This window comes from Pseudomonas sp. FW305-E2, assembly GCF_058782925.1.
Genome location: NZ_JBYSYE010000008.1, coordinates 89,166 through 112,442, shown reverse-complemented (window position 1 = coordinate 112,442; position 23,277 = coordinate 89,166). Strand labels below are relative to the sequence as shown.

Sequence of the window (23,277 nt, the reverse complement as noted above, 5' to 3'; positions counted from 1 at the left end):
TCTCGACACCACCCCAAAAACCAAAGGAGGCGCCTAGCAGCATCAAGCGCCGCTAAAGTAAAGTCTGCCGATGGATAAATACGCCCCCCGCCAGTGGCTCCCCCACGAAAAGCCCAGCCTGCCAGGCTCCCCTTCCACGCCCCTGCATTCGCCAGCCAAGCGTCTGGCCTACGGCGTGGTCGGCCTGCTGGTGGCAATCACCGGTGGCCTGGGCAACGCGCTGGTCACCGCCAACCTGGTGTTCCTGCAAGGCGCCCTGGGTGCAACCACCGCGGAAATGGCCTGGCTGCCGGCCGCCTATGTGATGACCAACGTCTCCATCAACCTGCTGTTGGTGAAGTTCCGCCAACAGTTCGGCCTGCGAGCCTTCACCGAAGTGTTCCTGGTGCTGTACGTGGTGGTCACCTTCGCCCACCTGCTGGTCAACGACCTGAACTCTGCCATCGCCGTACGCGCGGCCCACGGCATGGTCGGCGCGGCGCTCAGCTCGCTGGGGCTGTACTACATGATTCAGGCCTTCCCGGCGCAATGGCGGCTCAAGGCCATGGTACTGGGCCTGGGTGCCTCGCAGCTGGCGCTACCGCTGGCACGGATCTTTTCTGAAGACCTTCTGCAAATTGCCGAATGGCGCGGGTTGTACCTGTTCGAGCTGGGCCTGGCACTCACCGCACTGGGTTGCGTACTGCTGCTGAAATTGCCGCCCGGTGACCGTTTTAAAACGTTCGAACCCCTCGACTTCCTGACCTTCACCTTGATCGCCAGCGGTACCGCACTGCTCTGCGCCGTACTGTCACTGGGGCGCATCGACTGGTGGCTGGAGACGCCGTGGATCGGCGTGGCACTGGCGGCGTCGATCGCGCTGGTCTTCAGCGGCCTGGCCATCGAGCACAATCGCCGCAACCCCTTGTTGATGACCCACTGGTTGGGTAGTGGCGCCATCATACGTCTGGCCCTGTGCGTGGTGCTGATCCGCATGGTGACCTCGGAACAGTCCACCGGCGCGGTCGGTTTCCTGCAGGCGCTGAACATGGGCAGCGAGCAGATGCGCACGCTGTACTGGATCATGCTGTTAGGCGCTGTCACGGGCCTGGCCAGCAGCGCCCTCACCATCAACACCAACCATTTGGTGATCCCGCTGTTCGTCTCGCTGCTGGCCATGGCCGCCGGCGCCTTCATGGACAGCAGTTCCAGCAACCTCACACGCCCGGCTCAAATGTACTTGAGCCAGTTCCTGCTGGCGTTCGGCAGCACGTTCTTCCTCGGCCCGTCGATGGCCCTGGGCATCAGCCATGTGCGCGCCAACCCGCGCAACCTGGTCAGTTTTTCGGTGTTGTTCGGCATCTGCAACAACCTCGGCGGCCTGATTGGTGCGGCGTTGTTGGGCACCTTCCAGACCTGGCGGGAAAAGTTTCACTCCAGCCACCTGATGGATCGCCTCAGCTACCTGGAACCCCTGGTCAATGCCCGCGTTCAAAGTGGGGGTGCCGGTTACGGCGGCATCATTGCCGACCCTGCCTTGCGCAGTGAAGCCGGCATGCGCCTGCTGGCCAGCGCTGCTACCCGTGAAGCGAACGTCATGGCCTACAACGATGTGTTCGTGCTGATCGGCAGCATCGCCATCCTGACCATGATCTGGATCTGTATCCGCAGTACCTGGCTCTGGCATGTGAAACGTCAGGCCACCCTTACCGACTCTACCCCCGGCGCGCCCACCCGATGACCGACGACACCCGCACCACGACCACCACCGCCATCGCCGAAACCCCGGAGGGCGTCACACCGCCCAGTGAACCAACCAGCCCGGTACGCACGCGGCGGGTGCGCATCCTGTCATCCATCAGCTTCGCCGCGGTGGCGTTGGCCGGCATCCTGTTGGTGCTGTATGCCTGGCGCCTGCCGCCATTCAGCAGCGCCATCGAAAGCACCGAGAACGCCCTGGTGCGGGGCCAGGTGACCATCATCGGCCCGCAGCTCAGCGGCTACGTCATCGATGTACCGGTGCATGACTTCCAGTTCGTCAAGGCCGGCGACTTGCTGGTGCAACTGGACGACCGTATCTACAAACAACGCCTTGCCCAAGCCAGCGCCCAGCTGCAACAGCAGTTGGCGGCCCTGGCCAACAACCAGCAGCAGCGCAAAAGCGCCGAAGCGACCATTGCCCAGCGCCAGGCCGCCATCGGCGATGCTGCGGCCCAGGCGGCCAAAGCCAAGGCTGACCTCGGCCGCAACCAGGCGCTGGTCAACGATGGATCGGTGTCGCGCCGCGACCTGGACCTGGCCCGTGCCAGCGAGGCCGCTGCCGTCGCCAGCCTGGCCCAGGCCAGGGCGGCGCTGGAAATCGCCCGCCAGGACCGTGAGACCGTGGTGGTCAACCGGGCCGCACTCGAGGCCTCGGTGGAGAACGCCAAGGCCGCCGTGGAGCTGGCACGCATCGACCTCGACAACACCCGCGTCACGGCCCCGCGCGATGGCCAGCTGGGGCAGATCGGCACCCGCCTGGGTGCTTATGTCAACTCCGGCGCGCAGCTCATGGCGCTGGTGCCCGACACCCTTTGGGTGATTGCCAACATGAAGGAAACCCAGATGGCCAATGTGCGTATCGGCCAGCCCGTGAGCTTTACCGTAGACGCGCTGAACCACCGGAAGCTACGGGGCCATGTGCAGCAGATTTCGCCGGCCACCGGCTCTGAATTCGCCTTGCTGCAGGCGGACAACGCCACTGGCAACTTCGTCAAGATCGCCCAGCGCATACCGGTGCGCATCACGGTGGATGCCGACCAGCCGACTGCCAGGCATCTGCGCCCAGGGATGTCGGTGGTGGTCAGTATCGACACCCGGGGCGAACAGTGATGTAACCCCGGCAGCCCCTGCAGGGATGCCGTCGTGCCACGATTGCGCCGCTCTAACCCGTGGGTTTTAATCGCGCACGATCCGTCGCCAAGGAAGTTTCACCATGTACAGGAAGATCGTGCCACTGGCATTGCTGGCAACACTGGCCGGTTGCTCCGACAGCCAGGACACCATCAAGGCCCGTTTCCACAAGGCTGTCCAGGCCTCCCTGGATACCCGGTACCCACACTGTTTCGTCATCAGTTCGTTCCCTACCAAGACCCAGGACTTCGACGTGCACGGCACCAACAAGGCGTTGCACGCCCTGGCGCAGGTAGGCGTGGTCAGCGAGAAGGAAATTTCGCGCACCGAAATACCGGCCCGGCTGTGGTCGCCGGCACGCACGGATATCTACTACGCCTACGACCTGACCGATGAAGGCCGCAAATACTACAAGGCGGGCGCCGGGCTGTGTTTCGGCAAGGCACAAGTGACGGCAATCGAGCAGTTCAGTGAGCCGAGCGAGGCAACCGGACAGAAGCTGTCGAATGTGACCTATGCCTACAAGATCATCGAGTTGCCGGCGTGGGCCGCCAATGATCAGGTGAAAGCCAGCATCGCCGGCTTGGGCCAGGCGGTGGCCAGCCATGCTGCCCCGCTCAAGGAAACCCGAACCCTGGTGCTGACCAGCCAAGGCTGGGTGGATGACCAGTTGTCGGTCCAGTAGCCCGAAGCCTGTACCGGCACTATCGTCGGTAAAGGCCTACATCCACCAGGCCAGGACCACCGGTAACCAGGCAAACGACAGCACCGTCGAGCACATCACCAGGTTCGCCACCTGCTCTGGCTCACGGTTGGCCCGCACCGCCATCAGGTAGTTGAACACGGCTACCGGCATCGCCGACTGCACCATCAGCACCGCACGCTCCAGGCTGTCCATACCCAGTACCGCGCCCACTGCCCAGCCCACCGCAGCCCCCAGGCCAATGCGCAAACCGCCCAGCAGCATGCCGCTGCCCACGTGACGCAGGCGAATGCTGGCCAGTGATACCCCCAGGGTCAGCAGCATGAGCGGAATGGTCATGCCGCCCAGCAGGTCTGCGGTGTTGGCCAGCCAACGCGGCAGTTCGAAATCGAGAAAAATGATGGGCATGCCGCCGGCCAGGCTGATGACGATAGGGTTGCGCAGCAACGCCTTGAGCGAAGCCGCCGTGCCGGAGATGGCCATGCCGATGGTGAACTGCACGATCGACAGGGTCAGGAAAAATGCCACGGCCAGGGCCAGGCCATGCTCACCGAAGGCATACAGACTGATCGGCAGGCCCATGTTGCCGGTGTTAGGGAACATGAACGCCGGCAGCAGTACCCGCCAGTGCATGCCCGACGCGCGACACACCAGCAAAGCGGCCAAGGCCATCCCCAAGGTGCACAGCAAGCAGGCCACGGCCATGCTGGTAAAGGCATTCGGGTCCAGGTCGGTACGACTGAGGGTGGACAGTACCAGCGAAGGTGTGCCGACGGTCATCACCACCCGGGCGATGAAATCAGTGGGGTAATCCAGGCCCTTGCGGGCCCAGGCAAAACCAATGCCGGCGACGATGAAAACCGGGGCCAGGACTGCGAACAGCGACGCGAACATGGGGGGCCTTCCTTGGTGGGGTTCAGCATTATGCCGCACTCAGTGAGAGTACCGGGCCGATCTCACCGCACGCAGGCGCCGCCATCGAAAATGTCTGTGGAAGACAAGTTCATGTCGCGCTGAGACTGCGGCGTCTCGTCGCACACCCAGGCCCCTTGGGCAAACGCGTCCAAGCCCGTAGAATCCCGCTTCCTTTTCGCCCGTCGCCTTGAACGGTGGCAACCAGTAGCAATGACAGAGTCAGCGCCTGAACACATGAACGCACATGTGAAGTAGGCTCAACCCTCCCCGCCCGGCCCATCTCCCATAACGCCCAGCGGTTGAGTCTTGCCCAGGTCGCATCCGTGTCGCCACTCGCCCCTTGCCGGGTCGAGCCGGTGTGCGCGCCGAGAAGGTGCTCATTCCGCTCATCCAACTAGAGGTACGTATGTCTCCGCGTTTGCTGGCCATGGCGCTGGCGCCCCTGCTCGGGCTGTTCATCATTGCCCTGGGCAACGGCTTCATGTCTTCCCTGACCACCCTGCGCCTGGGCGCCGCCGGTGAGTCTGCCACTACCATTGGTATCGTCTCGTCGACTTACTTCATCGGCCTGACCCTCGGCGCCATCTTCAACGACCGGCTGATCCTGCGCATCGGCCACATTCGCGCCTATACCAGCTTCGCCTCGCTGATCGCCGTGACCATCCTGCTGCAAGGGTTGTTCTACGAGGTCACCTGGTGGTCGGTGCTACGCCTGATCAACGGCTGGGCCGCAGTGGGCGTGTTCCTGGTGATCGAAAGCTGGCTGCTGCTGGCCGGCGACGCGAAAATCCGCGGCCGCCTACTGGCGCTGTACATGATCGCCTTCTACGGCGCCGGGGTAATCGCCCAGGCCGGCCTTGGCGAAATCACCCAGCTAGGCGATACCGCCCCGTTCATGCTGGCCGGCGTGCTGGCCGCCCTGTCGGTGTTGCCGATCGTGATCCTGCCGCGGGTGTCGCCGCTGCTGGACCAGGTCGAACCCCTCAAACCCCGCCAGTTGCTGGGCGTGGCACCGTCGGGCCTGGTCGGCTGCTTCGGTTCGGGCGTAGCGATTGCCGGCATCTATGCCCTGCTGCCACTGTACTTGCAGCGCATCGGCCTGGAGGTGGGTGAGGTCGGCAACATGATGGCTTGGGTGATCCTTGGCGCGATGCTGCTGCAATACCCGGTCGGGCGCTGGTCCGACCGCAAGGACCGCCTCGATGTGCTGCTCGCGCTGGCCGCGTTGTGCGTTGTCCTGTCGCTTGTCACGGTGTTCCTGCCATCGGACTCGTTCCTGCTGCCGGCCATGCTGTTCCTGCTGGGTGGTGGCGTGTTCACCCTGTACCCGGTGGCGGTCAGCCATGCGGCCGACCGCGCGCCGTCCGATGCGCTGGTGCCGATGATCCAGGGCCTGCTGCTGATCAACTCGCTGGGGTCGGCCATGGCACCGGTGGCCATTTCGCCGATGATGACCGAGTTTGGCGAGGCTGGGCTGTTCTGGGCGTTTGCCGTGGTCAACCTGGCCATGGTGTGCTTCTTCATGTGGCGCCGCGGCAAGCGCCCGGCGGCAGAGCACCCGGCGCCGTTCACCGCTTCGACCACCTTCTCGCCAACCGGTGCCGAGTTGCGGGTGACCGAAGACCTGATGCATGCGGCGCAGGAGCATCCGCCGCTGGAGCCGGTCGAAACACCGGCACCCGCACAGCGCTCGGAATCTTGTTGATTGCCACTCGTCGCCCAGAAGGCACCCCGCCAGCCGCTGCCAGCCAAACGAATGACAGATCTTGCACAAAGGAGAAGTCCCATGATCCGCATTCGCCCGCTGTCCCTGTGCCTGGCGCTGGCCCTGACCAGCCTCACCGGCGCTGCCTTCGCCGCCACCGACACCCATACCGACAGCCATCCGCAAACTGACCAGTCCGGCGGCAAGACTGCCGGTGAAGGCAGCAGCGTCAACAGCCCCGGTAGCAGCAAAGGTAACGACAGCAGTGACACCGGCAGCAACGCCGATGCCGCCGACGGTGCCTCTGGCGGCTCCAACAGCACCGGCGAAGCCACCGGCTCTGGTGCCGGAGCCAGCGGAGGCACTGCCGAGGACCAGGACAGCCGCTGAGGCAGACCTGGACTAGACTAAGCCCTTGACGCCCTGCCAAGGATTGACCATGCACCTCAGACACTGGCTGTTCGCTGCGTTGCTGCCCTGCACAGCGTTAGCCGCCGCAGGCGGCCAAGGCGCGATGTCGGTCAGTTCCTCGTCGTTCACCGATGGCGGCGTCATCGCCCTGCAACAGGTCGGCCAGGACCCGGCATGCGGTGCCGGTGAAGAGCGGACCCCGCAACTGAGCTGGGACAACCTGCCCGCAGGTACGCGATCATTGGCCCTGATCATGTTCGACCCGGACGGTGGCAAGGGCGTGGGTGTGGTGCACTGGGTGGCGTACAACATCGATCCCGAACAGGATGGGCTCAAGGAAGGCATGGCGGGGTTGAGCGGGCCCTACGTGACAGTGGGCCGCAACTCCCGTGGCACCCAGAGCTACCGCGGCCCCTGTCCACCCGCCGGCGACAACCCCCATCATTACGCCCTGACCCTGATTGCCACCGACCTGCCCTTGGGTACCTTGCCCGAGGGGCTGGACCGCAGCGGCCTGCTGCAACTGCTGCAAGGCCACGCCCTGGGGGCGCAGAGCCTGGTCGGGCGCTACGGCCATTGAACCAGTCAGTACAAAAATAAATGATCGGCCCTATAGCATTTATCCATTGAATGGCCCGCACGAACTGAAGTAAGCTCGGGCTCATTCACTGGAGAGCAACATGCCGAAACACACCCGCAACCCCGCCAACCACACCGGTCGCAGCCTGCGCCCTGTGCTGGCCGTTGCCGGCTGCGTGGCACCTGCCAGCTATTACTTTGGGTATTGGTTTAGCCACTAGGCGCCGATACCCACCCGGCGTCCACCTTCGAGGGGCCGCCGAACATGAGAATACTCAAACCCCCGGTCGGCTTCCCGACCGGGGGTTTTGCTTTTCAGGCCTTTGACCAACACCGATTCACCTTGAGGACAGATTCATGAACTACGCCACTTATTACTACGCAAACACCTCCGCCTGGCGATTTAGCCAATCCCGTTCGGGCCAGCCAGCCGCCTCCGATCGGTCTTCTACAGGTGGCAATGCAGCAGCCAATACGAATTCAACGATCTGTCGAACACCTCGATAGGGCCGACCATGCGGGCTTGAACCCGCTGTCCGCCCAGGGAAAAACGCCATGCACGCTTCCAGCCTCGCCCTGCCCCTGACCCAGCCGCAAGCGGCCAACACCACTGTCAGCAAACGCCTGCCCAGCCCGCACCTGCTCAAGCAACAGATGCCACTGCCCAGCGAACTGGCCCAGCAAGTCCAGGCCCATCGCCAGGCCATCCGCAACATCCTCGAAGGCCGCGACCCGCGCCTGCTGGTCATCGTCGGCCCCTGCTCGATTCATGACCCACGCTCGGCCCTGGAATACGCCGACCGCCTGGCCGCCCTTGGCCGCGAAGTCAACGACAAGCTGCTGCTGGTGATGCGCGCCTACGTCGAAAAACCGCGTACTACAGTAGGCTGGAAAGGCCTGGCCTACGACCCGCACCTCGATGGCAGTGACGACATGCACTCGGGTATCGCCTTGTCCCGCGGGCTCATGCTGAACATGATCGAACGCGGCCTGCCGATTGCTACCGAGTTGCTGCAACCGATGGCCGCCGGCTACTTCGACGACTTGTTGGCTTGGGCCGCGATCGGCGCACGCACCACCGAATCGCAAATCCACCGCGAAATGGTCAGTGGCCTGGAACTGCCGGTCGGCTTCAAGAACGGTACGGACGGCGGCATCGCCATCGCCAGCGACGCCATGCGCAGCGCGGCCCACCCACACCGCCACTTCGGTATGGATGCCCAGGGCCACCCGGCGATCATCGAGACCTTGGGCAACCCGGACACACACCTTGTACTGCGTGGCGGCCACAAAGGCCCGAACCACGATGCCAACAGCATTGCCATGGCCCGTCAGGCGTTGGCCAAGGCCGGTCTGCCGGCACGGATCATGGTCGATTGCAGCCACGCCAACAGCGGCAAGGACCCGGCGCGCCAGCCAGCGGTCTTCAATGATGTGCTGGAACAGCGCCTGGCCGGCGACCGTTCGTTGGTCGGCGTCATGATCGAAGGGCACTTGTTCGATGGCTGCCAGGCGCTGGGCAAGGGCACGCTGAAATACGGTGTGTCGATTACCGACGGCTGCCTGGGCTGGGCCTCGACCGAAACCCTGTTGCGTGAGGCGGCACAAAAACTGTAGGCCGAAGGTTGCAAGCCTGGCGAGACATACCCCGGACAAGTGCGCTAGGCTTGCCTTTTTACCCCCAAGGAGCAGTACCCATGGCCCGTGCAACCGCCCGCCACATTCTGGTCAGCAGCGAAGACAAGTGCAACGAACTCAAAGCCCAGATCGAAGCAGGCGCCGACTTCGCTGAAATCGCCAAAGCCAACTCCACCTGCCCGTCCAGCCGTCAGGGCGGTGACCTGGGCTCGTTCGGCCCAGGCCAGATGGTCAAGGAATTCGACACCGTGGTCTTCAGCGCCCCGGTCAACACCGTGCAAGGCCCGGTGAAGACCCAGTTTGGCTACCACCTGCTGGAAGTGACCAGCCGCCAGGACTGATTCACCCCTCCCGGTGATCAGCCCCCCTGTGGGAGCGGGTTTGCCCGCGAAGAGGCCAGACCAGACAACCTCGTTGCCTGCTCCGACGCATTCGCGGGTAAACCCGCTCCCACAACTATTGTGGGGGCTTGTATTTTCGTGCATGGGCTTTACGGTCCAGGCCGCGCCCACCCACGCCCTCACGGTCTACGGTGAAGCCCCCCGCTACGCCGCCAGCTTCCGGCATTTCGACTATGTAAACCCCGACGCCCCCAAGGGCGGCATCTTGCGCCGTTCGGCCATCGAGATCGGCCAGTTCGACCATATCCTCCCCTACATCGACAAAGGCATCGGTGTCAGCGAAGTCGATGGCCTGCTGTACGCGCCACTGGCGGTACGCTCTTACGATGAACCCTATACCGTTTACGGCCTGATCGCCCGGCGCATGGAGCGCGGCCCCAATGATGAGTGGCTGCGTTTCGACATCGACCCACGCGCCACCTTCGCCGATGGCAGGCCGGTGCGCGCCGAAGACGTGCGTTTCACCTTCGAACTGCTGATGAGCAAGGGCAGCCTGAAGTACCGGACCCAGTTCGCCGACGTGGCCCGCGTGACCGTAGAAAGCCTGCACAGCGTGCGATTCGACTTGAAGCCCGAGCACGGCCGCACCCTGGCGCTGGACCTCGCCAGCCTGCCGGTAATGCCCGAGCACGACTGGCAGCACCGCGATTTTGCCAACGGTGCCGGCTTCGACAAGCCGGTTGGCAGCGGGCCATACCGCATCGGGCGCATCGACAACGGCCGCAGCATCACCTTCGAACGCGACCCGACATGGTGGGCGCGTGACCTGCCGGCCAGCCGTGGCCGCTACAATTTCGACAAGCTGCGCATCGAGTACTTCGGCGACACCGAAGTGGCGCGCCAGGTACTCAAAGGCGGTGGCTACGACTACAACCGTGAGTTCTCCGCCACGGCCTACACCTTGGGCTACAACGGTGCGCAACTGGACGACGGCCGCCTGCAGCGCGCCCACCTGGGCCCGGCCAAACCGCAAGTGGCTCAGGGTTTTGTGTTCAACCTCGACCAGCCGCAGTTCAAGGACCGCCGTGTGCGGCAGGCGCTGGGTATGTTATGGGACTTCGAGTGGAGCAACCGGCAGATGATGCGCAACCTGTACATCCGCCAGCAAAGCGTGTTCTCCAATACGCCGTTGGCCGCTCGCCAGTTGCCGGATGCGGGCGAGTTGAAGCTGCTCGCCCCCTTGCGCGGCCAAGTGCCAGATGAAGTGTTCACCACGGTGTTCACCGCCCCGGTCACCGACGGCTCGGGGATCATCCGTAAACAGCAGTTGCAGGCCCTGGCCCTGCTCGAACAAGCCGGCTGGCACCCCGAAGGCGACCGCCTGGTCAATAGCCAGGGCACGCCGCTGGCGTTCACGTTCCTCAATGGCCAGGCGGGCCTTGAACGCCTGCTGCTGCCGTGGAAGCGCAACCTGGCCCAGATCGGCGTGACCCTGAACATCCGCAACGTCGACTCAGCCCAGTACGTCAACCGGCTGATGGCGCGCGATTACGACATGATCGTCACCGGCTACCCGGTCACCCTGTCGCCCGGTGCCGAGTTGTACAACTACTTTGGTTCGGCGGCCGCTCACGACCCCGGCTCGAACAACCTGATGGTTTTGCAGGACCCGGCCGTAGACCACCTGATCGACGGCCTGGTCCGCGCCGACACCCAGGCCGACATGCTGCGCCACGCCCATGCCCTGGACCGCGTGCTGCAATGGAATTATTACTGGATCCCCAACTACTACCCGCCAGGCAGCTCCACCGCCTGGTGGAACCGCTTCGGCCTGCCCAAGGTCCAGGCCACCTATGACGAGGGCCTGGACACCTGGTGGGAGGTCAGCCCTACCCCGCTGACCAACGCGCAGATGGCCGAACGCCAGAAGGCCTCGCCATGACCGCTTATATCCTGCGCCGTCTGTTGCTGATCATCCCGACGCTGCTGGCAATCCTGCTGGTCAATTTCGCCATCGTCCAGGCCGCGCCGGGTGGGCCGGTGGAGCAAGCCGTGGCGCGCCTGCAGGGCCTCGGTGGCGGCGCACCCGGCGCGCGAGCTGAAGTGGTCCATGGCGAATCCCGGGCCACACGCGGCCTGGACCCGAAACTGATCGAAGAGATCAAGCGCCAGTATGGCTTCGACAAATCCGCCCCCGAGCGGCTTTGGTTGATGCTCGGCCAATATGCCCGGCTGGACTTTGGCAACAGCTTCTTCCGCGGCGCCAAAGTCACCGACCTGATTCTCGACAAGTTGCCGGTCACCCTGTCGCTGGGCTTCTGGGCCACGCTGATCACCTACCTGGTGTCGATTCCGCTGGGCATCCGCAAGGCGATGCGCCACGGCAGCCGCTTCGATGCCTGGAGCAGCGCGTTGATCGTGATCGGTTACGCCCTGCCTTCGTTCCTGTTCGCATTGCTGCTGATCGTCCTGTTTGCCGGCGGCACTTCGCTCAACTGGTTCCCGGTGCGCGGCCTGGTCTCGGACAATTTCGACGAGCTCAGCCTGCTGGGCAAGGTCGCCGACTACTTCTGGCACCTGGTGCTGCCGGTCGCGGCCCTGGTGATCGGTGGGTTCGCCACCCTCACGCTGTTGACCAAGAATGCCTTCCTCGACGAGGTTTCCCGCCAATACGTGGTCACTGCCCGGGCCAAGGGCCTTAGCGAACGCCGCGTGCTGTATGGCCACGTGTTGCGCAACGCCATGCTGCTGGTAGTGGCCGGGCTGCCACAGGCGCTGATCACGGTGTTTTTTGCCGGCTCGTTGCTGATCGAGGTGATCTTCTCGCTCGATGGCCTGGGCCGCATGAGCTATGAGGCCGCGGTGTCGCGGGACTACCCGGTGGTGTTCGGTACGCTGTTCATCTTCACCCTGGCGGGCCTGCTGATTCGCCTGCTCGGTGACCTGTCTTACACGTTGCTCGACCCGCGCATCGACTTCGATACGAGGGCGCACTGATGCTATCGCCCCTGTCGCGCCGTCGCCTGCAACGTTTTCGCCGCCACCGCCTGGGCTGGGTGTCGCTGTGGTTGTTTGCCGGCCTTCTGCTGCTGAGCCTTGGTGCCGAACTGGTGGCCAACGACAAGCCACTGCTGCTGGGCTACAAGGGCGAGCTGTACGTTCCGGCGCTCAAACGCTACACCGAGCAACAGTTCGGCGGGCAACTGCCGTTTCAGCCCGACTACCGCAGCGCCTATGTGCGCCAACTGATCGCGGAACAGGGTGGCTGGATGCTGTTCGCACCGATCCCGTTCAGTGCCGACACACCCAATTACGACCTGCAGGTGCCCACCCCCAGCCCGCCCAGTGCCAGCAACTGGCTAGGCACCGACGACCAAGGCCGTGACGTGCTGGCGCGGGTGCTTTATGGCACACGGGTATCGCTGCTGTTCGCCTTTGCCCTGACCGCGGTCAGTGTGCTCATTGGCGTGGCGGCGGGCGCCCTGCAAGGCTACCACGGGGGCTGGGTCGACCTGTTCGGCCAGCGCTTGCTGGAGGTATGGTCGGGGTTGCCAGTGTTGTATCTGTTGATCATCCTCAGCGGTTTCGTCGAACCGGATTTCTGGTGGCTGCTGGGGATCATGGCGCTGTTCTCCTGGCTGACCCTGGTCGACGTCGTGCGCGCCGAGTTCCTGCGTGGGCGCAACCTGGAGTATGTAAAGGCTGCGCGGGCGTTGGGGTTACCGGACAGTCAGGTAATGGTGCGGCATATCTTGCCCAATGCCATGAATGCCACGCTGACCTATGTGCCGTTCATGCTGACCGGGGCGATCACCACACTGACCGCGCTGGACTTTCTGGGCTTTGGCATGCCAGCGGGCAGCGCCTCGCTGGGCGAGCTGGTGACCCAGGGCAAGCAGCACCTGGAGGCGCCGTGGTTGGGCTTTACCGCGTTCTTTGCGCTGGCGGTGATCCTGTCACTGCTGGTGTTTATCGGGGATGCCTTGCGTGAGGCGTTTGACCCCCGACGATGAGTTTTCAGGCCAGGCCTTTTCGCAGGCTTGTGCCAATACATGATTCAGGATGTTCACCCATGCACGACAGCAATAGCCTCAAGGACTACCCCCAGGTACGGCAACTGGCAATCCGCTCGTTGTTCGAGATCATCGAACAGTCCAGCGAAGGCACGGTGATCGTCGACCGCCAGGCGCGCATCGTCTGGATGAACGAACGCTACGCTCGGCGCTTTGGCCTGGCCGACGCTGCCAGTGCCATCGGCCAGCCTTGCGAAACAGTGATCCCCGGCAGCCTGATGCGCGACGTGGTGAGCAATGGCCGCCCCATCCTGCTGGACATGCTCGACACGCCGAACGAGCCGTTGGTGGTCATGCGCCTGCCCATCCACGATGACCAGGGCGCGCTGATCGGCGCCATTGGCTTTGCCCTGTTCGACGAACTGCGCAGCCTGTCGCCGCTGCTCAAGCGCTACGCCAGCATGCAGCAGGAACTGGCCTCGACCCGCTCGCAACTGCGCGCCCGCCAGGCCAAATACAGCTTCGCCCAGTTCGTAGGCAGCAGCGCGCCCAGCCTGGAAGCCAAGCGACGCGCCCGACGTGGCGCCGGCAGTGATTCGCCCGTGTTGCTGCTGGGCGAAACCGGCACCGGCAAGGAGCTGCTGGCCCACGCCATTCACGCAGCGTCAGCACGGGCACACAAAGCTTTTGTCAGCATCAACAGCGCCGCCATCCCCGAGACGTTGCTGGAAGCCGAATTCTTCGGCACCGCACCGGGTGCCTTTACCGGCGCCGACCGCAAAGGCCGCAGCGGCAAGCTGCAACTGGCCGAAGGCGGCACGCTGTTCCTCGACGAGATCGGCGACATGCCGCTGGCCCTGCAGAGCAAGCTGCTGCGGGTGTTGCAGGAAAAGGAATACGAACCGGTCGGGTCGAACCAGATGCTGCGCAGCGATGTGCGCATCATTGCCGCCACCTCCATCGACCTGCAGGCTGCCATGGCCCGCGGGGCCTTCCGCGCCGACCTGTATTACCGGCTGAATGTGCTGCCGATCGAAGTCCCGCCGTTGCGACAACGGCTGGAGGACCTGCCCGCGCTGTGCGAGGCCATATTGGCTGAGCTGGGCAGCCAGTACGAGCTGGAAGCTGAAGCGCAGCAACTGCTGGCCAGGCATGCGTGGCCGGGGAACATTCGCGAGCTGCGCAATGTGCTGGAGCGCGCGACCCTGCTGGCGGATCAGCCCCGGTTGGGGGTGGCGGACCTGCGTGCGGCATTGGGGCCATTGAGCCCGCTGGCTGAAGCGCCCGTGCGGCAGCGCTACCGTGACGCGTGCGAGGCCTTTGAACGCGGCCTGATTGCCGGGGCGCTGGCCGAACAGGGAGGAAACGTGCCAGAGGCAGCAGCAGCGTTAGGGCTGGGCCGGTCGACGCTGTACAAGAAGATGGCGGCACTTGGTCTCTAATTGGAGACTTTTGTTTCTTGTTTGAGATTACAGCGAGGGCCCGTCCTCGATAACAGGCAAGCCAGCGATGGGCTGCAATGCAGCCCCTGGCGTCTCTGAAGGTAGACACAGACTTCTAACAAAACCCTTTAACCCTTACAAATCAGCCAGTTACATAGTTGGCACGATTCCCGCTATCTCCTGCTCAACGATAAAAACAAGACTCACCCAGGAGACCCACCCCGATGACCGTGCTCATCGCACTCGCTGCTTTGGCCTTGCTGATGCTGGCCGCCTACCGCGGTTACAGCGTAATCCTCTTCGCCCCCATTGCCGCCCTCGGCGCTGTGCTGCTCACCGAGCCTGCTGCCGTCGCCCCTGCGTTCACGGGGGTGTTCATGGAGAAAATGGTCAGTTTCATCAAACTGTACTTCCCGGTGTTCCTGCTAGGCGCGGTGTTCGGCAAGCTGATCGAGCTGTCCGGCTTCTCCCGCTCGATCGTCGCCGCGGCCATCCGCCTGCTCGGCACCCGCCAGGCGATGCTGGTCATCGTACTGGTCTGTGCCCTGCTCACTTACGGCGGTGTTTCGCTGTTCGTGGTGGTGTTCGCGGTGTACCCGTTCGCCGCCGAAATGTTCCGTCAGAGCAACATCCCCAAACGCCTGATCCCGGCCACCATCGCCCTGGGCGCATTCTCGTTCACCATGGACGCCCTGCCCGGCACCCCACAAATCCAGAACATCATCCCCAGCACCTTCTTCAACACCACCGCCTGGGCCGCACCGTGGCTGGGCCTGATCGGCACGCTGTTCGTGTTCTTTACCGGCATGGCCTACCTGCAGCGCCAGCGCAACAAGGCCCTGCGCGCCGGTGAAGGTTATGGCACCGACTTGCGCAACGAACCGGAAACCGCTGCCGACCTGAGCCTGCCCAACCCCTGGCTGGCGCTGTCGCCGCTGATACTGGTGGGGGTGATGAACCTGGTGTTCACCCACTGGATACCACAATGGTACGGCCCCAGTCACAGCCTGCAATTGCCAGGCATGAGCGCACCGGTACAAAGCGACGTGGCCAAGCTGACGGCCATCTGGGCTGTGCAGGCCGCGTTGTTGGTGGGCATCCTGATGGTCCTGGTGTGCGCCTTTGGCGCCATTCGTACACGTCTGGCCGAAGGCACCAAAAGCGCGGTGGGTGGTGCCTTGCTGGCAGCCATGAACACCGCCTCGGAATACGGCTTTGGCGCGGTTATCGCCTCGCTGCCGGGTTTTCTGGTGCTGGCCGATGCCCTGCGCGGCATCCCCAACCCCTTGGTGAACGAAGCCATCACCGTGACCTTGCTGGCCGGCATCACCGGCTCCGCTTCGGGCGGCATGAGCATCGCCCTGGCGGCCATGGGCGACACCTTCATTGCCGCCGCCCACGCGGCCGACATCCCGCTGGAAGTGCTACACCGGGTAGCCGCCATGGCCAGCGGCGGCATGGACACCCTGCCGCACAACGGCGCGGTGATCACCTTGCTGGCGGTGACTGGCCTCACCCACCGCGAGGCCTACAAGGACATTTTTGGTATTACCCTGATCAAGACCCTGGCGGTGTTCGTGGTCATCGCCACGTTCTACGCCACTGGCATCGTCTAAGGAGCATGGCATGACCCTTGAAGGCAAAACTGCACTCGTCACCGGTTCCACCAGCGGCATTGGCCTGGGCATCGCCCAGGTATTGGCCCGGGCTGGCGCCAACATCGTGCTCAACGGCTTTGGCGACCCGGGCCCCGCCATGGCGGAAATGGCCCGGCACGGGGTGAAGGTTGTGCATCACCCGGCCGACCTGTCGGAGGTGATCCAGATCGAGGCCTTGTTCAACCTGGCCGAACGTGAATTCGGCGGCGTCGACATCCTGGTCAACAACGCCGGTATCCAGCATGTGGCACCGGTTGAGCAGTTCCCGCCAGAAAGCTGGGACAAGATCATCGCCCTGAACCTGTCGGCCGTATTCCATGGCACACGCCTGGCGCTACCGGGCATGCGCACGCGCAACTGGGGGCGCATCATCAATATCGCTTCGGTGCATGGCCTGGTCGGCTCGATGGGCAAGGCAGCCTACGTGGCAGCCAAGCATGGTGTGGTCGGCCTGACCAAGGTGGTCGGCCTGGAAACCGCCACCAGTCATGTCACCTGCAATGCCATTTGCCCGGGCTGGGTGCTGACACCGCTGGTGCAAAAGCAGATCGACGATCGTGCGGCCCAGGGTGGCGATCGGCTGCAAGCGCAGCACGATCTGCTGGCAGAAAAACAACCATCGCTGGCCTTCGTCACCCCCGAACACCTCGGTGAGCTGGTACTCTTCCTGTGCAGCGAGGCCGGTAGCCAGGTTCGCGGCGCCGCCTGGAACGTCGACGGTGGCTGGTTGGCCCAGTGACGGGCGGCCTGGGCCTGGCAACGGTCCCGCATTCGTTTATCAGCAAGGAGGCCTTATGCGCCCTACCCCGATGACCGCGATTCTGGCCCTGAGCCTGGCCGCCGCCGCACCTGCGATGGCCGCCAGCCTGAAGGACATCGCGCCCTACCCCGAGGCGGAAAAAGGCTTCACCCGGCAGGTTATCCACCTGCCGGCCCAGGCCGACGAGTCGGCCTATAAACTGGAAATCCTGGCTGGCAAGACGCTGCAGGTCGACTGCAATCGTCAGCGCCTGGGCGGCAACCTGGAAGCACGCACCCTGGAAGGCTGGGGCTACAATTACTACCGCCTGGACAACGTCAGCGGCCCGGCCAGCACGCTGATGGCCTGCCCGGACGGCAAGAAGACCGAGGCCTTCGTGCCGGTGGTCGGCGATGGCTTCCTGCTGCGCTACAACAGCAAGCTGCCGGTGGTGGTGTATGTGCCCAAGGATGTCGAAGTGCGTTACCGCGTGTGGTCGGCATCGCAGGATGTGCAGAAGGCTAAAGTAGAGTAAGCAGGACCGCTTTCTCTGCAGGGTCAGCCTCTTCGCAACACAGGGCTGATCCTGCCCTGAGCCTGCTTTGTTCCGGTAAAGGAGATTCGGCATGAACGATGTGCTCTGGCGCCCGTCCACAACGCAGATCGAGGCCAGCCGGATGGATGCCTTCCGCCGCCGGGTCAACCTGCGCTACAACCTGCAACTCAACGACTACCAGGCCCTGCACGGCTGGAGCATCGAACAGCGCCCCGCCTTCTGGCAAACCCTTGCCGATTATTTCCACGTTCATTGGCATACGCCGCCCAGCCAGGTGCTCAGCGAAGGGCCGCAAATGCCCGATGCGCAGTGGTTCGCCAATGCCACCCTGAACTTTGCCGAACACCTGCTGCGCCGCCGTGACGACCGCCCAGCCGTGGTCGCCGTACGCGAAGACGGCCAACGCGAAGTGTTCAGCCATGCTGAACTGGCCGCACAGGTGGCCGGGCTGCAAACGGCGTTCAAGGCTGCAGGTATCGTCCCGGGCGACCGGGTAGCCGCCATCATGCCCAATACCTGGCAAACACTGGTGGCCATGCTCGCCTGCACCAGCCTTGGCGCGGTCTGGTCTACCTCTTCGCCCGAGTTCGGCGTGCACGGCATCATCGACCGCTTCGGCCAGATCGAACCCAAGCTGCTGATCGTCTGCGCCGGTTACGAGTATGCTGGCAAGGCCATCGACCAGGTGACCAAGGTCAACCAAGTGTGTGCGCAGTTGCCTGGCCTGGAGCAACTGATCGTGGTGCCCCATACCCGCAAAGGCACGCGTGCCGACGAATTCCAGGCAGCCAACGTCAGCCTCTGGGATGACTTTTTCCAGCCCGGCGGCGAGCCCCGTTTCACCCCGCTGCCGTTCGACCACCCGCTGTACATCCTCTATTCCAGTGGCACCACTGGCGTGCCCAAGTGCATTGTCCATCGCGCCGGAGGCGTGCTGTTGCAGCACCTCAAGGAACACGGCTTGCACAACGACCTGAAGGCCGATGACGTGCTGTTCTACTACACCACCTGCGGCTGGATGATGTGGAACTGGCTGGCCAGCGGCCTGGCGGTGGGTGCCACGCTGGTGCTGTACGACGGCTCGCCGTTCCACCCAGGCCCCGAGCGGCTTCTGGACCTGATAGAGGCCGAGGGTATCCACGCTTTCGGTACCAGCGCCAAGTACCTGGCGGCACTGGAGCAGGCAGGCCTGGAACCTGCCAACAGCCACTGCCTGAGCAGCCTGCGGCTGCTGCTGTCCACCGGTTCGCCGCTGTCACCGCACAGCTATGACTATGTGTACGACAAGATCAAGGCCGACCTGTGGCTCGTGTCCATGTCGGGCGGCACGGACATTGTCTCCTGCTTCGTGCTGGGCAACCCGACCCTGCCTGTGCGTCGTGGCGAAATCCAGTGCAAGGGCCTGGGTATGGCGGTGGAGGTGTGGAACGAGCAGGGTCAGCCCGTGGTGGACGAAAAAGGCGAGCTGGTGTGCACGCGCAACTTCCCCTCGATGCCACTCGGTTTCTGGAACGACCCGGACGGTCGCCGTTACCACGATGCTTACTTCAGTCAGTTTCCGGGGGTGTGGGCCCAAGGCGACTACGCCGAGCAGCGTGCCAGCGGGGGCATGGTGATCCACGGTCGCTCCGACGCCGTGCTCAACCCGGGCGGCGTGCGCATTGGCACGGCGGAGATCTACCGCCAGGTGGAAAAAGTCGAACAGGTCGTGGAAAGCGTGGCCATCGGCCAGGACTGGAACGGGGATGTGCGGGTGGTGCTGTTCGTGCGCCTGCAAGACGGCCTGCAGCTGGATGAAGCCTTGCGCCAGCACATCCGCCAGGTGATACGCCAGTACACCACGCCCCGCCATGTGCCGGCGGTGATCGCCCAGGTCAGCGACATACCGCGCACCATCAGTGGCAAGCTGGTGGAACTGGCGATTCGCGATGTGGTGCATGGGTTGCCGGTGAAAAACACCGATGCCCTGGCCAACCCGGAGGCGCTGGATCAGTTTCGCGATCGCGCAGAGCTGAAGAGCTGACATTCATCGCGGCCATTTAGGCACGATCGCTACAACAGGACTCAATCAGGCATAATGCCGCCTTTTTTCCCGATGCACAGGTAGCCCATGAAAGCCCAAGCCCGCCACATACTGGTCAAGACCGCTGACGAAGCCGAAAAGCTCAAGCAGCGCATCGCCAACGGCGAGGCTTTCGACGTGCTCGCGAAAAAGTGCTCTCTTTGCCCATCGGGCAAGCGCGGTGGTGACCTGGGCGAAATTCGCCCCGGGCAGATGGTCGGCGCCATCGACCAGGTGATCTTCAAGAAGCCTTTGCGTGTGGTACACGGGCCGATCAAGAGCAAATTCGGCTACCACCTGGTGCAAACGTTCTACCGCGACTAACGCGCTAGCCCTTTGCCACCTGACATTTTTGCCAGTTGTGGTGGTGACGCACTCCTCTATACAACCCCGGTAACCCTGTGCACCACGCGTGGTGCGCAGGTTTCCCTGGTGAATGGAGGTTTTCCTGATGCGTCTACGCCTGATGCTGACCCTGGGTTCGCTCCCGCTGCTGGGCATGGTCACGCCCGCCCAAGCAAATTGCACCTTCGCACCCGGCCCGGGTAACGACACCTACACCTGTGACAGCGGCACCGCACCCGCGTTGGTGGACAGCAGCGGCGATAACCGCCTGGTATTCCCGGCATCCGGTAGCGGCGCCATTACCGGCGACGTAACCTTCGGCGCCGGCACAGACAGCATCGACATGGGCTCTGGCAGCATCGGCGGCAACGTCAACCAGGGCGCCGGCATCGATGACTTCGTCATGAGCGGCGGCGTCATCGAAGGCAACCTCAACCAGGGTGATGGCCTGGACACCTTTCACATGAGCGGCGGCTGGATCAAGGGCACGTTCGACAGCGGCGACTATGCCGAAATGGACGACGGGCGTATCGGCAACGTCAACATGCGGCTGGACGAGAACACCTTCATCATGCGTGGCGGCAGCGTCGACCGGAACGTCATCGCGGCCTTCGACAAGGACTACATCGAAGTCTTCGAGGGCAACATCGGCGGCAACATCAGCGTCAGCGGTGGCGACGACCAGGTGCTGGTGCACGGTGGCCAGGTTGGCGGCGATGTGTTGCTGAGCTCTGGCAACGATCGCTTCACCTGGGACGGTGGCCGTATTGGCGGGCGCGTGGATGCCGGCCCAGGTGATGACACGGCACTGCTCAAAGGCCTTACGCCCGAGGTGCTGAGTATCACGTTGGACGGCGGCGAAGGTAACGACAGCCTGACGTTCGATGCCAGCCAGCCGGCAGGCGGTGCCCACTATGTGAACTGGGAGCGCGTGGCGCTGAACAACGGCAGCCGGCTGGCACTGGATGACACGCTGGTACTGGGCGACAGCAACAGCAGCACGGGCAGCCTCGCCCTCGACGCCAGCAGCCGCATCACGTCACGCCAAGGGGTGATCACTGCGTTTGCCCCAGGCCAGCGCGCCGCAATCAGCAACGCAGGTACACTTGACCTCACCGCCGGCAATGATGCCATGGGCCGCTTGCGCATCGAGGGCGATTACACCGGCCACAACGGCACCCTGCGCCTGAACAGCGTGCTGGCCGGCGATGGCGCTGCTTCCGATCGCCTGGTGATCAGCCGCGGCGCCATCGCCGGCTCTACCCAGGTGCTCATCAACAACTTCAACGGCGCAGGTGCGGCGACGGCGCAGAACGGCATCCAAGTGGTCGAAGCCCGTGACGGCGCCACCAGCACGGCCACCGCCTTTGCACAGACCCAAAGGCTATCGGCCGGAGCCTACGACTATCGGCTGTTCAAAGGGGGCGTCACTGCCGGCAGTGAAAACAGCTGGTACCTGCGCTCGACGCTGGTTGCGCCACCCGCTCCAGCCCCTGTGCCGGCGCCGGGCGAGCCGCCGGTGATCGCCCCGGCCGTCACCCCACCCGTCGCTGCGCCAGCGCCCGGCCAGGCCGAGCTGCCTGCCCCAGTGCAGGGCGAAAGCCTGCCACTGTACCGCCCCGAGGTCCCGGTTTATGCCGCAGCGCCACGGGGTGCCGCGATCATCGCCCGTCAGGCATTGGGCACCTTCCACCAACGCCAGGGCGACCAGCTGTTACTGCAGGGTGAAAGCGCCCTGCCCGCCAGCTGGGGGCAAGCCTACGGCGGCACGCTGCGCCAGCAATGGAGCGGCACGGTCAGCCCGAGCCTGGATGGCGACCTGTACGGTTTCAAGGTGGGCCAGGACCTGTATGCCAAGGTTGGCGACAACGGTTACCGCCAGCATGTCGGTATCTACGTAAGCCATAGCCGTCTGGACGCCGACGTCAAAGGGTTTGCCCTGGCCGTTCACGACCGCAGCGTGGGCGACCTGAAGCTCGATGGCGATAGCGTGGGCACCTACTGGACGCTGGTCGGGCCACAGGGCGCGTACCTGGACGCGGTGTTGCAGTACACCCGCCTGGATGGCCGCGCCCGCTCCGAGCGTGGCGACACGCTGAACCTCGACGGCCACGCCTGGACAGCTTCACTGGAATCGGGCTACCCCATCACCCTGTCCGAGCACTGGCGCGTGGAACCGCAAGCTCAGCTGATTGCGCAAAAGGTCGCGCTGGACAGCGCCAGCGACGGCGTCTCGCGTATCAGTCATGACGCCCAGGTCGAGCTGACCGGCCGCTTGGGCCTGCGCCTGGAGGGTGCGTTCACGGGGAGCAGCGGGCGCCTGTTGCAGCCCTTTGCGCAGGTCAACCTGTGGCACGGCGACGGTGGGCGCGACACCTTGAGCTTCGATGACGCAGACAAGATCAAGACCGATTACCGCTATACCTCAATGCAACTGGAAAGCGGTGTGGTCGCGCAGGTCAACGAAGCACTGAGCCTGCATGGCGGCGTGCAGTACACCGCCAACCTGGACAGCCGCCAGCAGGAAGCCAGCGGCGTGAACCTTGGCGTGCGCTGGCAGTTCTAGCGGCGCGCAGCCAGCAGACCGAGGCCCGCGCAGCCCAGCAAGGAGGCGCTGACCCGGTTGAACATCCGGCGTGGGCCGGGCTGGCTGAACCAGCGCTGCATGTAGGCGCCCAGGCCTGAGTAGATGGCAATGGCCGCCCATTCCAGCAGCAGGAACAACACACCCAGCCAAAGGAACTGCTCACTTACCGGGGTGCTGCTACCGACCGAGACGAACTGCGGCAGGAAGGCGGTGAAGATCAGGATGGCCTTGGGGTTACCGGCCGCAACCCAGAACTCCTGGCGCGCCAGGCGCCAAGTGCCGCCTGGGTGATCGCTTGCCACCACGGTCTCGCTCACGGGTGCGCGCCACAGTTGCCAGGCGATGTAGAACAGGTAGGCCGCGCCCACCACCTTGATGGCCAGGAACAGGTATTCGCTGGTATGCAACACCACTGCCAGGCCCATCGCTGCCAGGGCGATCATGCCGCAGAAGGCAAGGATACGGCCGGCGCCGGCCACACAGGCGGTGCGCAGGCCGTAACGGCTGGCGTTGTGCAGTGACAACAGGTTGTTGGGTCCAGGCGCCATGTTCAAGGCGAAGCAGGCAGGGATGAAAAGCAGCAGGCTTGAAAGGTCCATTCTCGTTTTCCTCTGACAACAGCCCTCTATTTCGGCGCGTTCCGGGCCCTGCGGTCAAGTAACAGCCAGCGATAAAAACTGTACGGGTGCGCGGCACCTGTTACCCTGCCGAC

General features: G+C 64.0%; 20 protein-coding genes. 18 read left to right on the top strand and 2 right to left on the bottom strand.

The window, feature by feature from the left end:
- Positions 1-70: 70 nt before the first annotated feature.
- The 3 genes from AC3WLP_RS10115 (at position 71) to AC3WLP_RS10105 (ending at position 3,556) form a co-directional block, all read left to right on the top strand.
- Positions 71-1,720 carry an MFS transporter gene (locus AC3WLP_RS10115; RefSeq protein WP_088512130.1) on the top strand — a complete coding sequence of 550 codons (1,650 nt, stop codon included), beginning with the start codon at positions 71-73 and terminating at the stop codon, positions 1,718-1,720.
- On the top strand, positions 1,717-2,850 hold the full coding sequence (locus AC3WLP_RS10110; RefSeq protein WP_014756600.1) for an HlyD family secretion protein: 1,134 nt from the start codon (positions 1,717-1,719) through the stop codon (positions 2,848-2,850). Before AC3WLP_RS10115 ends, AC3WLP_RS10110 begins: the two co-directional genes overlap by 4 nt.
- Before the next feature lie 103 nt (positions 2,851-2,953).
- A complete protein-coding gene (locus AC3WLP_RS10105; protein WP_012052422.1) occupies positions 2,954-3,556 on the top strand; it encodes a hypothetical protein in 603 nt (200 codons plus the stop codon).
- Between the two features lie 36 nt (positions 3,557-3,592).
- Here the strand turns inward: AC3WLP_RS10105 and AC3WLP_RS10100 are convergent, their stop codons facing one another.
- A complete protein-coding gene (locus AC3WLP_RS10100) occupies positions 3,593-4,468 on the bottom strand; it encodes an AEC family transporter (RefSeq protein ID WP_003248329.1) in 876 nt (291 codons plus the stop codon).
- Between the two features lie 427 nt (positions 4,469-4,895).
- Here AC3WLP_RS10100 and AC3WLP_RS10095 point away from each other — a divergent pair, with 427 nt between their 5' ends.
- The 15 genes from AC3WLP_RS10095 (at position 4,896) to AC3WLP_RS10025 (ending at position 22,544) form a co-directional block, all read left to right on the top strand.
- Positions 4,896-6,194 carry an MFS transporter gene (locus AC3WLP_RS10095; RefSeq protein WP_003248327.1) on the top strand — a complete coding sequence of 433 codons (1,299 nt, stop codon included), beginning with the start codon at positions 4,896-4,898 and terminating at the stop codon, positions 6,192-6,194.
- An 81-nt stretch (positions 6,195-6,275) separates the two neighbouring features.
- Positions 6,276-6,584, top strand: coding sequence for a hypothetical protein (locus tag AC3WLP_RS10090; protein WP_003248325.1), 309 nt, complete (start codon positions 6,276-6,278; stop codon positions 6,582-6,584).
- A gap of 49 nt (positions 6,585-6,633) precedes the next feature.
- The gene (locus AC3WLP_RS10085; RefSeq protein WP_003248323.1) at positions 6,634-7,185 is read left to right on the top strand and encodes a YbhB/YbcL family Raf kinase inhibitor-like protein; all 552 of its coding nucleotides are present in this window, start codon (positions 6,634-6,636) and stop codon (positions 7,183-7,185) included.
- 554 nt (positions 7,186-7,739) lie between these two features.
- On the top strand, positions 7,740-8,801 hold the full coding sequence (locus AC3WLP_RS10080; protein ID WP_014756596.1) for a 3-deoxy-7-phosphoheptulonate synthase: 1,062 nt from the start codon (positions 7,740-7,742) through the stop codon (positions 8,799-8,801).
- Between the two features lie 80 nt (positions 8,802-8,881).
- Positions 8,882-9,163: a peptidylprolyl isomerase gene (locus AC3WLP_RS10075; RefSeq protein WP_003248318.1), complete on the top strand. Its 282-nt coding sequence runs from the start codon at positions 8,882-8,884 to the stop codon at positions 9,161-9,163.
- Positions 9,164-9,305: 142 nt separating this feature from the next.
- Entirely contained in the window at positions 9,306-11,105 is a 1,800-nt protein-coding gene (locus AC3WLP_RS10070) for an extracellular solute-binding protein (protein ID WP_088512131.1), read from the top strand.
- Positions 11,102-12,160 carry a microcin C ABC transporter permease YejB gene (locus tag AC3WLP_RS10065; RefSeq protein ID WP_088512132.1) on the top strand — a complete coding sequence of 353 codons (1,059 nt, stop codon included), beginning with the start codon at positions 11,102-11,104 and terminating at the stop codon, positions 12,158-12,160. Before AC3WLP_RS10070 ends, AC3WLP_RS10065 begins: the two co-directional genes overlap by 4 nt.
- Positions 12,160-13,176, top strand: a complete 1,017-nt coding sequence (locus AC3WLP_RS10060; protein WP_088512133.1) for an ABC transporter permease — start codon at positions 12,160-12,162, stop codon at positions 13,174-13,176. The genes AC3WLP_RS10065 and AC3WLP_RS10060 overlap by 1 nt, the downstream gene beginning before the upstream one ends.
- A 59-nt stretch (positions 13,177-13,235) precedes the next feature.
- Positions 13,236-14,618, top strand: coding sequence for a sigma-54 interaction domain-containing protein (locus tag AC3WLP_RS10055; protein ID WP_014756594.1), 1,383 nt, complete (start codon positions 13,236-13,238; stop codon positions 14,616-14,618).
- Positions 14,619-14,842: 224 nt separating this feature from the next.
- Entirely contained in the window at positions 14,843-16,234 is a 1,392-nt protein-coding gene (locus AC3WLP_RS10050; protein WP_088512134.1) for a GntP family permease, read from the top strand.
- A gap of 10 nt (positions 16,235-16,244) precedes the next feature.
- Entirely contained in the window at positions 16,245-17,015 is a 771-nt protein-coding gene (gene hbdH / locus AC3WLP_RS10045; protein ID WP_060544984.1) for a 3-hydroxybutyrate dehydrogenase, read from the top strand.
- 55 nt (positions 17,016-17,070) lie between these two features.
- Positions 17,071-17,550 (top strand): serine protease inhibitor ecotin, encoded by a 480-nt coding sequence (eco, locus tag AC3WLP_RS10040; RefSeq protein WP_012052429.1) that lies wholly within the window; start codon positions 17,071-17,073, stop codon positions 17,548-17,550.
- A gap of 91 nt (positions 17,551-17,641) precedes the next feature.
- On the top strand, positions 17,642-19,594 hold the full coding sequence (locus AC3WLP_RS10035; RefSeq protein WP_088512135.1) for an acetoacetate--CoA ligase: 1,953 nt from the start codon (positions 17,642-17,644) through the stop codon (positions 19,592-19,594).
- An 87-nt stretch (positions 19,595-19,681) separates the two neighbouring features.
- Positions 19,682-19,957, top strand: a complete 276-nt coding sequence (locus AC3WLP_RS10030; RefSeq protein WP_004576651.1) for a peptidylprolyl isomerase — start codon at positions 19,682-19,684, stop codon at positions 19,955-19,957.
- A 112-nt stretch (positions 19,958-20,069) separates the two neighbouring features.
- The gene (locus AC3WLP_RS10025) at positions 20,070-22,544 is read left to right on the top strand and encodes an autotransporter family protein (RefSeq protein WP_088512136.1); all 2,475 of its coding nucleotides are present in this window, start codon (positions 20,070-20,072) and stop codon (positions 22,542-22,544) included.
- On the opposite strand, the gene AC3WLP_RS10020 is transcribed toward AC3WLP_RS10025, so the two are convergent.
- Positions 22,541-23,164: a LysE family translocator gene (locus tag AC3WLP_RS10020; RefSeq protein ID WP_012052432.1), complete on the bottom strand. Its 624-nt coding sequence runs from the start codon at positions 23,162-23,164 to the stop codon at positions 22,541-22,543. The two genes, AC3WLP_RS10025 and AC3WLP_RS10020, sit on opposite strands and share 4 nt — an antisense overlap.
- Between the last annotated feature and the right edge of the window lie 113 nt (positions 23,165-23,277).